The organism is Bremerella alba (assembly GCF_013618625.1).
GTDB lineage: Bacteria > Planctomycetota > Planctomycetia > Pirellulales > Pirellulaceae > Bremerella > Bremerella alba.
In genome coordinates this window covers 147,313-161,676 of the sequence record NZ_JABRWO010000005.1, presented here as the reverse complement: position 1 = coordinate 161,676, position 14,364 = coordinate 147,313, and the positions used below count along the sequence as shown (strand labels likewise).

General features: G+C 52.9%; 10 protein-coding genes and 1 tRNA gene. 5 read left to right on the top strand and 6 right to left on the bottom strand.

What is annotated here, in order from left to right; genetic code table 11:
- Nucleotides 1-139: 139 nt before the first annotated feature.
- Nucleotides 140-3,583: a serine/threonine protein kinase gene (locus HOV93_RS10295; protein WP_207396414.1), complete on the top strand. Its 3,444-nt coding sequence runs from the start codon at nucleotides 140-142 to the stop codon at nucleotides 3,581-3,583.
- Here HOV93_RS10295 and HOV93_RS10290 read toward each other — a convergent pair.
- On the bottom strand, nucleotides 3,580-5,310 hold the full coding sequence (locus HOV93_RS10290; RefSeq protein ID WP_207396413.1) for a hypothetical protein: 1,731 nt from the start codon (nucleotides 5,308-5,310) through the stop codon (nucleotides 3,580-3,582). The genes HOV93_RS10295 and HOV93_RS10290 overlap by 4 nt on opposite strands.
- A 162-nt stretch (nucleotides 5,311-5,472) precedes the next feature.
- A complete protein-coding gene (gene cls, locus HOV93_RS10285) occupies nucleotides 5,473-6,909 on the bottom strand; it encodes a cardiolipin synthase (RefSeq protein ID WP_235990126.1) in 1,437 nt (478 codons plus the stop codon).
- Nucleotides 6,910-7,005: 96 nt separating this feature from the next.
- Between cls and HOV93_RS10280 the strand changes: the two genes are divergently transcribed.
- The 3 genes from HOV93_RS10280 to HOV93_RS10270 all read left to right on the top strand — a co-directional run bounded on the left by HOV93_RS10280 (nucleotide 7,006) and on the right by HOV93_RS10270 (nucleotide 11,153).
- On the top strand, nucleotides 7,006-7,620 hold the full coding sequence (locus HOV93_RS10280; protein WP_207396412.1) for a cob(I)yrinic acid a,c-diamide adenosyltransferase: 615 nt from the start codon (nucleotides 7,006-7,008) through the stop codon (nucleotides 7,618-7,620).
- 126 nt (nucleotides 7,621-7,746) lie between these two features.
- Complete coding sequence (locus HOV93_RS10275) at nucleotides 7,747-9,282, top strand: mechanosensitive ion channel family protein (protein ID WP_207396411.1); 1,536 nt, start codon at nucleotides 7,747-7,749, stop codon at nucleotides 9,280-9,282.
- A 44-nt stretch (nucleotides 9,283-9,326) separates the two neighbouring features.
- Nucleotides 9,327-11,153 (top strand): SLC13 family permease, encoded by a 1,827-nt coding sequence (locus tag HOV93_RS10270; RefSeq protein WP_207396410.1) that lies wholly within the window; start codon nucleotides 9,327-9,329, stop codon nucleotides 11,151-11,153.
- Between the two features lie 50 nt (nucleotides 11,154-11,203).
- Here the strand turns inward: HOV93_RS10270 and HOV93_RS10265 are convergent, their stop codons facing one another.
- The gene (locus HOV93_RS10265) at nucleotides 11,204-11,590 is read right to left on the bottom strand and encodes a VOC family protein (RefSeq protein ID WP_315853385.1); all 387 of its coding nucleotides are present in this window, start codon (nucleotides 11,588-11,590) and stop codon (nucleotides 11,204-11,206) included.
- A 141-nt stretch (nucleotides 11,591-11,731) separates the two neighbouring features.
- Here HOV93_RS10265 and HOV93_RS10260 point away from each other — a divergent pair, with 141 nt between their 5' ends.
- A complete protein-coding gene (locus HOV93_RS10260; protein ID WP_207396408.1) occupies nucleotides 11,732-12,160 on the top strand; it encodes a YciI family protein in 429 nt (142 codons plus the stop codon).
- Nucleotides 12,161-12,188: 28 nt separating this feature from the next.
- Here HOV93_RS10260 and HOV93_RS10255 read toward each other — a convergent pair whose 3' ends face one another.
- From HOV93_RS10255 to HOV93_RS10245, 3 genes are all read right to left on the bottom strand, one after another.
- The gene (locus tag HOV93_RS10255) at nucleotides 12,189-12,830 is read right to left on the bottom strand and encodes a helix-turn-helix domain-containing protein (protein ID WP_207396407.1); all 642 of its coding nucleotides are present in this window, start codon (nucleotides 12,828-12,830) and stop codon (nucleotides 12,189-12,191) included.
- 774 nt (nucleotides 12,831-13,604) lie between these two features.
- Nucleotides 13,605-13,677: transfer RNA gene (locus HOV93_RS10250), tRNA-Arg, on the bottom strand.
- A 208-nt stretch (nucleotides 13,678-13,885) separates the two neighbouring features.
- Nucleotides 13,886-14,308, bottom strand: a complete 423-nt coding sequence (locus HOV93_RS10245; RefSeq protein ID WP_207396406.1) for a hypothetical protein — start codon at nucleotides 14,306-14,308, stop codon at nucleotides 13,886-13,888.
- Nucleotides 14,309-14,364 lie beyond the last annotated feature (56 nt).

Sequence of the window (14,364 nt, the reverse complement as noted above, 5' to 3'; positions counted from 1 at the left end):
AGGATGTCCATTTAACTAACCTCGCTTCCTTGGAAGCGAGGTTCCTTGCAAAAGCTCAACGCAGTATTGCGTGCCAATATACAACTGGGTGTCCCTTTGCGATGATCGCATTCGCAGACCCGAGATAAGGTCCCTAATCGTGTCGATTGAGACAAGTGCAACCGTACGGGAAATAGACGGATATCGTCTCGTACAACGAATCGGAGCAGGTGGTTACGGTGAGGTATGGCGAGCCGATGCCCCCGGCGGTCTTTCCAAGGCCGTCAAGTTGGTGTTCGGTTTCCATGACGAAGCGCGCGCTTCGCGCGAGCTGAAGGCGCTCAACCGTATTAAAGACCTTCGTCATCCGTTCCTACTCTCTTTGGAACGCATCGAAGTCATCGAGTCGCAACTGGTGGTCGTTACCGAGTTGGCAGACTGTTGCTTGAAGGATCGCTTCGATGAATGTCGCAAAGAGGGGCTTCCTGGTATCCCTCGCGAAGAACTGCTGCGTTACTTGGCCGACTCGGCGGAAGCATTGGACTACATGACCGAAGTCCATTCGCTGCAGCATTTGGACGTGAAGCCCGAAAACCTGCTCATTATCGGCAAACATGCTAAGGTGGCCGACTTTGGTTTGGTCAAATCCATTCAAGATGTGACGGCCTCGATGATGGCCGGCCTTACGCCATTGTATGCTTCGCCTGAGGTGTTCAACGACCAGCCGTCGCGACAGAGCGATCAATACAGCCTGGCTATCGTTTATCAAGAGATGTTGACCGGCACCCTGCCCTTCCCGGGTCGCAACCTGGCCCAATTGACTGCCCAGCATCTCAACAGCCCGCCACGGTTAAACACGCTTCCACCGCGAGATAGAGACATCCTTTCCAAGTCACTCGCAAAGAAGCCGACCGAGCGCTATCGCAGCTGTGCGGAAATGGTCAAGGCCTTGATTGAGGCCGATAGCATCGCTCACCTTCCCCAGGTACGCAGTGGTGCGGTCGGGCAGGACGAGTCCTCCAAGACCGACACGAAGACCATCAACTGCAACGACACGAAGTCAAGCAGCGCCAAGCAGTCGTCTGGCGATTTCGATCCAGAAACCATCCGGATGGATCGCGACAGTCAGCAGTGGCAGGCGCGTTCGAGCCATGTCTGGGAGGACATCGCTCCTCGCAAGCAGAATGTCCTGCCACCGGTGGCAGACGATCGCGCCCAGCGAGAGCTGCGTCCGAGTGTGGTGCTTGGAATTGGTGGTTTGGGAAGCCGTGTTATCCGTCATTTCGTCGACCGCCGGTTGGAACTTGTCGGTCCACAAGCCGAACAGCATTGGTGTCGGTGCGTAGCGATTGATACGGATACGACCGACCTGGTGCAAAGCACGGGGCAACTTGGTGCCGCGGCTGGAACCCCTTCTCTTTCCACTGTGGAAATGCCGCTTAGACGCCCTCAAGCGTATCGCAACCTCTCGCGTCAGTTGACCAAGTCAATGAGTCGACGCTGGCTCTACAACATTCCTTTGTCATTGAAAACCGAAGGCATGCGTCCCTTGGGGCGACTGGCCTTTGCCGATCATGCGAGCCGTTTACGTGAACAGGTTCGCGATGCGGTTGCCGATGCGGTGGAATTGGCTCGGGGCAACATCGACCCCAATAGCGAACACTTCGCCTGGCAGGAAAAACCGCGTATCGTGCTTGTCATGAGCAGTAGCGGAGGCACAGGTAGCGGCATGGTTTGGGATGCGTTTGCTCTCGCACAAGAGGTCATTCAAGAGTTTGGCGGCAGTGCAGACGATGTCTCTCTCTGGCTGATTCATGCAACGCCTAACGGAACCGAGCAACAAGATCTTGCACGCTGTAATACGTATGCTTGTCTGCGCGAGCTATTTCACTTCCAGGCGACCGGCGAGTATCCCGGAGATGCTGTGACGAAAATTCCTCCGCAGCGCTGGGCCAACAAAATTTCGAAACAGATCACCTTGTTCGAGACCGGCAGTTCACCAGAAATGCGAAACTTACCGGTCGATATCCATGATCTTGCCGACCTGTTGTACATGAATGTGTATGAAGGGCGTGAAGCGGCCCAGCGTTGCCGAGATTCGGAAGAATCCGGAAGCGAGGTAGGTCCGGCCGTTTCAGCATGGGCATTTGCCGGTAAGGCGTTATGTTCCAGCGGGCATCTCGATCTAGCGGCGGCGCGTTATTCCATGGAACTACTGCATCGTTGGCATGGATCTGGTCATAACGAGAAAGAGCAGCGAAAGCTCGCTCACTTGAACGATACCGATCAACAGGCAAACAATCGTGCAGACCAGTATCAAAAGATTCTCGACCTTCGCTCGGCTAAGATCTTTCAAGACTGCGAGTTTCGTCTCGAGACCGTGATCGATATGGTAACTCAAGTCGTGGAAGACGAAATCGGAGGGCGACCGGAAGACTATTTCAGCGAAAGCATTGGTCGGATCGCTAACGAAATTAGCGATTCACGCATTCTACCGACGTCTGCCGAGATGACCATTCAGATGCTCGACTCGCTCGATCAATTGATCGGTGCCTCGAACATGGAGGCTGAGCCTGGCAAGCTGATCGCCGTTTCTCTGCACTCTGAAATCGCCCCGCATATCCGTCAAATTGCAGCACATTACCAAACGAAAGTGCTAGATCAGATTCACGATATTCTCAACGAGCCATCCTTCCGGGTACGTGGGGTGAAGCAGCTTTCGAGCGTTGTTGACCAACGCTTGAGCGAACTGGAAGACAAGGTTCGAGCGATGGGAGATCGAACCGAGCAAGAGATTGAAAAGGTAAGAGCGTCTCTCTTTCCCGTAATTCATCAAGCGACAAAACGCAACAGACGCGGTGGCGATCGTGAGTTGAGTTTGGCAGAACTTCGTGCGAAATGGCTCAATTACGCTTTGCTTCGAACGCACGGCGTTACGGTACTGGCAACCTGTCAGGTGTTTCAGCATCTGCGAACGGCCATTATGCGTGACAACATGTGGATCAAGAACACGATCGTCAGCTTGGAGATGGCCGAGACGAAAGTCTGCGAACGGCTAGCACTCGATGATACATCCGTCTCAGAAGACCCAAAGCTATTGGAAAAGCTGCTGGTCCTGGAGCATCAAATCGATAATGTCCTGAATGCCGAGCATGGCGGGCTCAGTAACCTGTTGCACGAAGAACGAAATGGTGTCAACAAGCTTATCGACGTCATGATGGAATGCGGTAAAGACATGGCACGTCGCAGTGCATCGGAAGAAGGAAGCGAAAATCAGTTCCTCAATTCACTGCAAGACGGTCCCGACTGGAAACAGCGAGTCGCCGCGTCCAACTGTCGGCTTACACAGTTAGGCCCGGCTGTCTCGCGTTTAATGTTCTTGCCGGAGTCGGTGGCCGACAATAGTAACGTGACGACTTCGGCGCCTCACCTGGCCGGCAGTTCTCCGCTGGGAACTAAGCTTCCTAAGGTGATTTGGATGGAGTCCGGCGGCAATATCCCTTTGCGTGATGCTGCCCGACTGCTGATAGAAAACCGCCCCGATTACGTTCCGGTCGCGGATCGTTTGCTTACCCGCGCGGATGTGCACTGGGCTGAGCTTTAGTTGATGATGTATGTCTTGGCGCCGTTGTCTTCCGGTGCTGGGTCTTGGTAGTCACTCGCTCGCACCACAGGTGCAAGCTTGGGCAATTGCTTGGCCTGTGCAGGGGCAGCGTGCTGCCAGTTACTGTCTTGGTTCTCGACGACCAGCGGTTTGGGCTCGACTGCTCGGACGAAACCACCTCGGACCTTTGTGGCTTGGGTGGGGGCCGCAATGATGAATGGCTTGATCGCCTGAGGTTCGTCTTTCGTTTCCGTTTGGGCTACCGAAGGATTGATGGTCGTTTTCGGTTCCGCAGTGGGCGGTTCTGGTTCCTGAGCGGCAACAAGAGGCAGCATCGGATCTACAGCATCTTTTTCCACGATTAGCGGCATAGCATTCTCAGGTGTCGTAGCAACCTCTGCGGTTGGTTTCACTTGCTCAGGCGCGGTATCGAAATCCCACTTCGCTTGGCGATTGGCTGCTTGCAACTTGTTAAGTAGCGACGATTGAAAGTGAATATCGTCGGTTGTTGTCGGTTGCTCTTCAGCGGTCTTAGCGGCTGCGGTCGTATTTTCGACAAGTTGAGGGCCAGTCGCCGGAATTGCCGTGATCGCTTCTTTCAAGCTTTTCGCATAAGGGTTGACCGTAACCTCGGGCTCGACAGCAGGTTCTTCCTGCTTGGCGACTTCTTCCGAAGCGGCTTGGCTGGGCTCCAGCTTTGGCGACCATTTCGAGTCGGTCTGCGGGTACTTTGCATGTGTGTTGTTCACAACCGTTTGCGGCTTATTATCACGGAGATAGCTTCCCGACCAGTCCGTATTACGACTAGATCGAAGCGGGTTGGCGGCGACATTCAGCGTTTTGGGTGCGGACTCGGGTTGAGAGGAGACAGAGGGCTCTTCTTTGAGATCGGTGTGGGCGGTCATTTCTGGTTGGGGAGTTACCGGTTTCTCCGCCGGGGCTGGGGCCTGGCCAAGACGTTCTCGACGCACGTTTTCTAACGCCAGTTCCAGGGAGTGCTCAAGCGTTACGCTGCTAGTCGAACTGTTGGCCATAGCCTTTTCAAGCAGCTTTTTCTCTGCCCATGGTACACGTGCATGAGAGTCCAACGCTTCATTTCCCAATTGCGCTGGTGTTGACTGGGCGACCTGCGGGACAGGTGTAACTTCTGGGGTCATCTCCGGCTTTGCTTGCGGTTGCGGCTGTGAGGCCGGTTGGACGACGACCTCGGGACACGGAGATTCGATCAGCTGCGTTGCCTTTTGGGTGAATTTGGAAACGACATCCGGCTTATCTACCATGGGATTCGTTTCCGGCGTCACCACAACCGGCATTTGGTTAGCTGGGGGATTGAAAATGGGCGTTTTCGGTGCCGCTTGAACTAGGTCTTGAGCTGGCTGGATTACGCTCGGCTGAGGAGAAGGCTTTCGGACCGGGACCTCTGCAACTTGCTGAGTTGTCACAGAGCCGTTCACGGATATTGGCTCGGGCTCAGGCTCGGCCTGGGGAGCGTCGTGACTACCAAACATTCCCCCTATAAAACGCGCGAACGGGGGCATCTTCTTATCCCCTTCTGGCTTAGACGCGACGGTGACTTCCTGTTTGGGTTGTGGCTGCGAATCTTCGGTGACCAGTTCTGCCAGTTTGGTATCGCCTGACCGTGTAAACGGGAAAATGCACCCGGTCACGCTGACGGTTGTCGCGAGGGTCAGAGTCGCGAGCAAGTTGGGGCGAAGCGATGCTGGCATGATATCTGTCCGCAAAATCTAAGTGGAAGGTCCACAAGCTACGATTCGCTTGCCCTGCTTCTGGTGATGCAGGCAAAGCGTCCTTCTCGTTTTCGGACGTTAGATGGGTTCCGGTTAAGTAAACTTTGCCGATGTTGCGGTTAATAGTGCTGCTAGCAGAAGCTATTGAATCGGCGACATCAACCGCGAGCCACTTACGCCAAGTTGAAACCAGAACGAGCGTTTTTGAATCTCTTGCGGATCGACTTCTCGGCAATGCTTGAAGTCTTCCAGCAGCATCGCTTCGACAGATTGAGCGAAATGGCTGCCAACGACTGCCACCATGATCTCGAAATTGAGACGAAACGAACGGTTGTCGAGGTTGGCGGTGCCCACTGCGGCCATCTCATCGTCGACCAGTAATACCTTCTGATGCAAAAAGCCAGGCTGATAGCGGTAGAAGGTGATTCGATCCTCAATTGCCGTTTCAGATATGAAATGAAAACTGGAAAGGTAAACCAACAAATGGTCTGGCCGCTCTGGCAGCATGATCCGCACGTCGCAACCTCGCAGTGCTGCTAGCTGCAAGGCGCAGATGACCTGCTTGTCTGGGACAAAGTATGGGGAGGCAATCCAGATTCGTCGCTGGGCTGAGTTGATCGCATGAACAAAGAATAGCCCGCACGTCTCGATGGGATCGGCCGGCCCCATAGGAATAACCAACGCGACTTCGTTGCCATCTTCCGCCGGTTCTTCTTCCCAATTGACGTTCAAGGTGTCGCCGGAAGCCCAGTACCAATCTTCCAGGAACGACCACTGCACCGCTTGTGCGGCTGGACCGTGAATCCTGAGATGGGTGTCTCGCCAGGCACCAAAACGTTTGGACAAGCCGAGATATTCGTCTCCGAAGTTAATTCCCCCGACCGCTGCAACTTTTCCATCAATCACGACAATCTTGCGATGATTGCGGAAGTTCAATTGAAAGCGATTTCCTTTGCCGCGGGTGGTATGGAAAGCACGAACCTTGATGCCAGCCTCGCGCAGTTCATGCAGGAACTTATGAGTCAGTTGATAGCTGCCGATTTCATCGTACAAAAAATAAACGGCGACTCCTTCTTTCGCTTTTCGCGTAAGCAACTCGGAAAACCGTTTGCCGACCCCATCGTCGCGAAAGATATAAGTCTGAAACAAAATGTACTCGGTCGCCGCCGACATCATCTCGTAGATTGCATCAAAAGTGGCTTCTCCGTTGACCAACAGTTGGATCGAGTTCGAATGCGTGTAGGGAAAGTCGGCCAGGCGTTCCAAGACGAGCTTTCCCGGCTGCCCATGAAAATCCGCGATTACGTCGGGGTTGACCGCACGAAACGTTTGAGTGTGGTTCTTGATATCCTTGGCTCGAATTCGTCGCGTGTTGACGTACCCCTGAAATTTGCTGCGGCCAAAGATCCAGTAGAAGGGGAATGCAATGTAGGGGACCAGAATCAGCAGCAACATCCAGGCAATCGCGCCTTGAGAAGTCCGTGACTTCATGATCGCATCAATCGCGGCAAATAGACCCAGAATATGGATCAAAGTCAGAAGTAAACTGACCATCGTAAAGGAGTGCAGATCGAACAAGCGACGGTTCCTAGGTGGCCGTCATTCTCTAAGACGGGCCCATTTGCGATGATGGGGATACGGACAGGTCCTCAGTTTTACCCGCGGAGTAACTCCATGTCGATTCACATCCATCGAATCTATACGCGAGCCGGCGACAGAGGCTCGACCGCGTTGGCCGGCGGAGTTCAGGTATCAAAATCATCGCTCGAAGTCGAATCGTACGGTGAATCGGACGAGTTGATCAGCTTTTTGGGAGTGGTCCGAGCCTATGCGACCGCACCTAGCACGCGTCCTAGTGCTAAGATCGCGGCCGAAACAGATGAAATGTTTCGGAAGATCCAGAATTCTCTGTACGATGCGGGTGCTGTCCTGGCGAGTGCGAAACCGCCATCGACTGATGCTGACGGTTATGACGCAGCGACCGATTCCCGGGTGACGTTTCTGGAAGATCGCATTGACCAGTATCGAGAGCTGTTTGATGCGATCGACGGGTTCACCATCCCCGGTGATAGCATGCTCGGCGCACATGCTCATGTCGCACGAACCGTCTGCCGCCGGTGGGAGCGTGTCCTGGTTCGCCGGCATGAACTTTCACCGATTGAGCCGTGGGTCTTAGCTTTTTCGAATCGCTTGAGCGATTACCTCTTCGCCTATACACGATGGATAACGGCTCATTTATCAACCAAAGAAGAACTTTGGAAGGGTGCCCGCCCCGAGAGCGACGGTTGAGTCGCATGCCATGGGTTGCAACGCCATGCGAAGACTCCGAAGATGAAGAGATGCCTCGGAAATATCTTGGATTCGCGAAAACGCTGCCGGGGCAAACATCCAAAACGTGTTGAGGGGGAATGCTGTATGTCGTTTCGAAGCATGGCAATCGGTTTGATATTGGCGACGGCCACCACGATTCCACTGGGGGCACAAGACGAAAAGCCGGCGGAAGCGAAGTACGTGCCGGTGACCACCGTCAATCTCGCCATCCCCCTAGATCAACTCAGGACATTGGTCAGGCCGCTAACCAAACAAGAGCTTGAAGGAGAAGCGGAAACGTGGTTCAAGCTTTTGGTTGCCAAGGGAAAGCAAATCTCTGCGGTACGTTTGGGGGTGAAGAAGACCAACGAAGCGATAGCAGCCGGCGACGAGAACGCGGCGAAGAATTCGTTGGATCAAGCCCAGAAGGTAAAGGATAAAGCCAAGGCGAAAGCAGAGGAAACGGAGAAAGAAGTTACCGACGCTGCTCAGGCCGAATTGGGCATGAAAGAAAAGCCCGAAGAGGATGCCGGTCCGAAATCGGAAGAGCCGCAATCAGAAGAAGCGATGCCCGACGGGGACCCCATGGATGTAAATACCGCAGCCAATACCAAGAAAGACCAATTGTTAAAAGATGTAAATACGCTGCAAGAGGAACGAGCGGGGCTGAGCGAACGGCTGGAAATTGTCCTGCAGTCGCTTGAGAAAAAGGGAGGCGACGTCGAGGAGTATCGCAAGTATATCCTTGCCGTTTCGGGGATCGAAGTTGATACGTCCGACGCCACGGCTACCTACGCGGCAGTAGTTGGGTGGATGGCCTCAAAGGAAGGTGGTCAACGGTTGGCTTGGAATGTCGGCAAGTTTCTCTTGATTCTGTTCATCAGTTGGATCATTGCCAAATTCATTCAGGGGGTGACTAATTGGCTTCTCGAGAAGAAGCTAAGACTGAGTAGGCTCGCTGAGAACCTGATTGCACGGATGATCAAGAATATCGTTCTGGTTGTTGGTTTCGCGATCGCCTTGACCGCACTGGAAGTTGATATTACGCCCATCATCGCGGCGATTGGGGCTACCGGTTTAGTCGTTGGTCTCGCGCTTCAGGGCACTCTCAGTAACTTTGCCAGCGGCTTGATGATTCTGGTCAATCGCCCATTCGATGTCGGCGACGTGGTCACCGCTGGGGGCACCACCGGCGTGATTGATCAAATGAACCTGGTTTCAACGCGTTTTAAAACATTCGATAACCAAACGATCTACGTTCCCAACAACGAGATCTGGAATAACGTGATTACAAATATCACGGCCAATCATACCCGCCGCGTGGACATGGAGTTTGGCATAGGCTACGACGACGACTTCGAGAAGGCCGAACAGATCATCATGGCGGCCGTGACCAGTCACGAAAAAGTGCTGAAGAAACCTGACCCGCAGGTGATCACGCACGATCTTGGTGAGTCGTCAGTGAATATTGTTTGTCGACCTTGGGCCAAGACCGCGGACTGGTGGCAAGTGAAGACAGAAGTCACGCGAGAGGTGAAACGTCGCTTCGATGAAGCTGGCATCTCAATTCCATACCCGCAGCAAGATGTGCACTTCTATACCGTCAACAAAGAAGGACATCCGGTCAAGCAGGAAGGTTAGATCCAACAGCTTCGACAAGTGGTGGCGGGAAAGGGTAAAAAGCGATGCCATGGGATTTGGCGGTCGTACTAGGGTTGCTCTTGGTATGCATCGTGCTGTTCATCATCGACTGGCCACGAATGGATATCGTGGCCTTGTCGGCTATGGTGGCGCTACCCGTACTGGGCATTATAAGCGTGCAGGAAGCCTTCGCAGGCTTCTCCGATCCGAACGTCGTGCTGATTGCTGCGTTATTTGTCATTGGCGAAGGGATTACCCAGACCGGCATCGCGCTGCAGGTTGGCCAATGGCTTGCTCGTAGTGCGGGCAGCAGCGAAGCAAAACTGGTTGTCTTGCTGATGCTGAGCGTCGGCTTGCTGGGAAGCGTGATGAGCTCTACCGGCATCGTGGCGATCTTCATCCCGGTCGTTTTGAACGTGACGTCGCGTCTTAATATTCACCCTGGGCGAATGATGATGCCGCTAAGCGTGGCGGGGTTGATCAGTGGCATGATGACCCTTGTTGCGACCCCGCCCAATATGATTGTCGATAGTGCACTCAAAAGCGAAGGGCTCGGCGGCTTCAACTTTTTTTCCTTCACTCCCATGGGATTGTCGGTCTTGGTGTTCAGCGTCGGCTATATGCTTTTGACAAGACATTGGTTGACGAATTCTCGTCCCACGACATCGAACCGTGCTCGTCGTCGAACGCTCAAATCGTTTATCGACGAGTATCAACTTCAGGGGCGCGCCTTTCGATTGCAGGTCCCCTACTCTTCTGAGCTTGTGGGAAGAACTTTGGGGGAACTCGACTTGCGGCAACGCAGTGGTGTGAACTTGATTGGTATCGAACGTCAGGGACGTGGGAAGACGTATCTGCTCAATCCGATTTCTCAGACCGAGATTCGTCCTGGCGATGTAATGCTGGTGGACTTGGTTCACCCAGAGAACGAATTGGAAAAGTTTGTCGACGATTTAGAGCTGAACGTGCTGCCGATTGACGACTCCTATTTTAGCCATCAGTCTAAAAATGTGGGCATGGCAGAAGTCGCCGTTGTGCCGGAGTCGGGCCTGATTGGTCGCACGATTGTTGAGGAGAACTTTCGTACCGTACACGGGCTGAGCGTGATTGGCTTACGGCGTGGAGGGGAAGCGATCAAAGGGGCTGTTGCCGACGAAAAACTGCGTCCAGGCGATATCTTGCTAGTGATCGGACCTTGGAAACAGATACATTATCTGCGGACACAAAAGCAGAACTTTTTAGTGCTCTCGTTACCGGTGGAAAGTGATGATGTCGCGCCTGCCCTCTCGCAAGCGCCATGGGCGGTAGCATCCTTAGCGGTCATGATCGTGCTGATGGTCTCCGGCATCGTACCCAATGCGATTGCTGCTTTGATTGCCTGTCTGTTCTTGGGATTATTTCGCTGCTTAGATGTCGAAACCGCTTACAAGTCGATCCGGTGGCAAAGTATTTTCCTGATCGTCGGCATGATGCCATTCGCGGTTGCCCTTGAGAAAACTCATGGGATCGAGATGGCCGTCGACTTCTTGATGAGTGCGTTGAACGGGGCCGGAACACATGTGCTGATCGCGGTACTGTTTGTGTTAACCACTGGCTTCAGCCTGGTAATCTCGAACACCGCGACCGCGATTCTCATGGCACCCATTGCCATGAGTATTGCCAAGCAGTTGGATGTTTCCCCCTATCCTTTCGTGATGACCGTGGCGATTGCTGCCTCGGCCGCGTTTATGACGCCGGTCGCTTCACCGGTGAATACTTTGGTAATGGGGCCTGGCGAGTATAAGTTCAGCGACTATCTGAAAATCGGCACACCGTTCACATTTCTGGTGCTGATCTTGTGCGTGATACTCATCCCGTGGTGGTACGGGTAAAGCTTGTTGCGATCGCCAAAGTATCCATGATGACAAGTGAGGCAGGCAGACTAGTTGGGCTCTGTGGCGATCCACCAACTGATGCCGTTGGGATCAAGCACCCCGCCCCGTTTGTCGTCGTCTTCGCTTTTCTGAACCGGTTCCATGATTGCAGTTCCGCCTACTGCGAGAGCTTTTTGGTACGTCGCGTCGACATCCGGCACATAGACATGCACATGCGAGCCGATCGCCGGCCAATGCTCGGCGGGTTCCCCCATCATGATGACAGTATCGTCCAGTCGTACTTCCGCATGCATGACGCTTCCATCTTCTCGATTGATACGCCGAAGCGGTTGTCCCGAGAAAACCTGTTGCAGGAATTCGATGGTGGCGTCGGCACTTTTGACAATTAAATAGGGAGATGCTGAGTTATATCCGTCGGGCTTGAATTGGGTCACGATGGAAGTCCCTTGTAATGTGAGGAAAACATTTGCCGGAAATTTGTTACTCATGGTCGAATTGCCAGGCTGTCGCTCGACTACCGGGTGAGTTTAGAATTTTCCGGTAAGGTTTTCATCCTGAAAGTAAAGGAAGTTTCCATGCGAGTTATGGTAGTCGTCAAATCGTCAAATCAGTCGGAAGCTGGAATCATGCCTAGCCCCCAACTTTTACAGGCCATGGGAAAGTTTAACGAAGAGTTGGTTGCAGCCGGTGTGATGCAAGCCGGCGAAGGCTTGAAGCCCAGTTCTCAAGGGGTTCGAGTGCGATTCTCAGGAGATCAGCGTACGGTTATAGATGGCCCATTCACCGAAACCAAGGAACTAATCGCTGGTTACTGGATTTGGAAAGTCGACTCCCTGCAGACAGCCATCGATTGGCTCAAGCGCTGTCCTTGTCCGGCCGAAGGGGAAGACTCGGAGATTGAGATTCGTCCGATCTTTGAAGCTGAAGACTTTGCCGAGCAAGACCCAACGGGTGAAATTCGCGATGCCGAAAACAAGATGCGGGCCCAACTTGAACGCGAGTAATATCGCCGTTACGAGTAAGGCTATGTCATCAAACTGAGGCGTCATTCAAACAGGCAGCCCCGGCTGCTGTGTCGAAGCAGTCATCTAAAAAGACTAATTTGCCGCGGCGAAACATAAGTAAATTTGAGACGCGTATGGGCCTCTCAAGGGGCTTGCCGATGGGATGGATCCACGACTCGCCCCAGATAATAGCGTTAGGGCCCTGTCCAATGATTTGATAGTCATTGCTGTAGTCGTAGTTTTCAGGAACCTCTAATACGGAAAAGAAGATGTTAAATGAGTTGCGGACGGCATCAATTCCAACATGTTCACCAGCAAATGGAATCTTCGAGGGCTCTCCGGCAATTCGAAATACAACGTCTTCGTGCATGAAGTCGGAGAGATGATCGACTACGTCTTTCTGATAAAAATGGAGCGCTTCGAGATACCGATGAGCCAGCTTAATTGGGTCGCTTGCCAAATCTTCCCAATAGACTCGTACTTCATTGATCTCGCTAAATGCGTCAGCAAGGTCAACAATGGTGTCCATCGCAATTGGCACACCCGCTTCGGCTTTACTAATCAATCGCTCGCTATAGCCTGCTCGTTTGGCTAAATCGGCCTGCGTCCATCCGTTTTGAAGACGAAGATGACGCATAAAATCTCGATTACACGCGAAAGCTCGATTCATGGTTCTTGGTGCACTTTCTTAATTTGCCATCAATCGAGCGAAGCGAGTTCATCATTCCGCATCTTCTCGATGTTAGAATTTACTTTATTCATGGTCCCCAATGGTGACAACCTGCCAAGTGGGGGCTGACATAGGCCAGTCGTGGTGTAGCTGTTTTGCTTTTTATTAGCACTTGCTGAAATCAATCTTCTCGCGATGGAATGCGGTTGCATCGACGTTTCCCATAACGAGGCGTAACGAGATATTCGCCACCGCTGAAACCGAAATCAGCCACTTGGCTAATATTCACAAACGATGAGCCATCTTCGATCTGGCGTTCAGTCTCTAAATACAGAAGCGTAAAAGCGGTGACTTAACTGACATGAATTTCTGCATTTCTCAGAAATAGTCGCAAAATTACATTTCGCTGCGCTAAAGAGAATATGTGCGTACGCGAGTGCAGGTTGCGTTCCTGTTGGATTGTGCGAATGGTCAGTAAGGTAAAAAAGGAATGAGTGGGCGAGGGCAGACGTGCAGTCATCAACTTTTGACTGAAGCGGGCCGACTCCAAGGACACTTCCGGTGCACGATAGCGATGCTGTGTGTCGTGCGCCGGGAGCGTTTTTCGTTACGCACAGAAAGACCGCTTTCAGAGGGGGGCTGGGCCAAAATCCCAACCTATCCATGGTTGAATTAGCTTGCCCGGCAAATCCAAAGATTCGTGCTAAGTTCCAACCAGAGTTTATTCTGAAGCAGATTGCATCATCTGGCTGGACGGGACAATAGATAGTCCAGTGCCCCCGGGTGGAATCGAACCACCGGCCTGCGGTTTAGGAAACCGTCGCTCTATCCCCTGAGCTACGAGGGCAAATCGTTTCAGAGACCAGTTTTACGTGATTCGGCTTTCCAGCGGAAGAGCCAGCTTGCGGGATAGGGTTTTGATACTCATTTCGAGCTTAAGGATCATGCGAAACTTTGGCCTAGAAGCAAAGCGTGCCTACTCTTAACTCAAGTCAGCAGGCCTCATTCATTCAGGGAGGCCTGCTGAGCGTGGTTGGATGCTTGACCCGACGTAATTACTTTTGTTTGGGCACTTCGATATCGTGTTGCGTGTCTTTGTGAGGAAGATCGAGGGACATTTTGTAAGACTCGAACAAGACTTTCCCGTTCGGGTCCATCCCCCCTTCACCACTAGTGATCGGCACGCCGTCGTAACCGCTGATGACGAGTTCGTACGGGCCTCCGCTGATTCCTTTCCCGGGCATCATCTTGTACTCGCCATCCTTGATTTCGGCAGTCGCACCGGGGCCTTGATTATTCTGCGAGGCATCTGGGGCGAAGGAAATATTTCCCTTCGGAAGTGGCTGGCCGTCATACGTGATGTTGCCAGAAACCGAGTAGACATCCGACGATTTCTCGGTTCCGCATCCGGTTATCAAAAGTATGGCCAGAGCAATGACGCTTCCGGAATAGAGACGAATTGAAAAAAGTGATTGCATTACAGTCCTTCGGTAGCTGAGCTTAAGGTGAGAGCTAATGGGGAGCAGCAGAACTG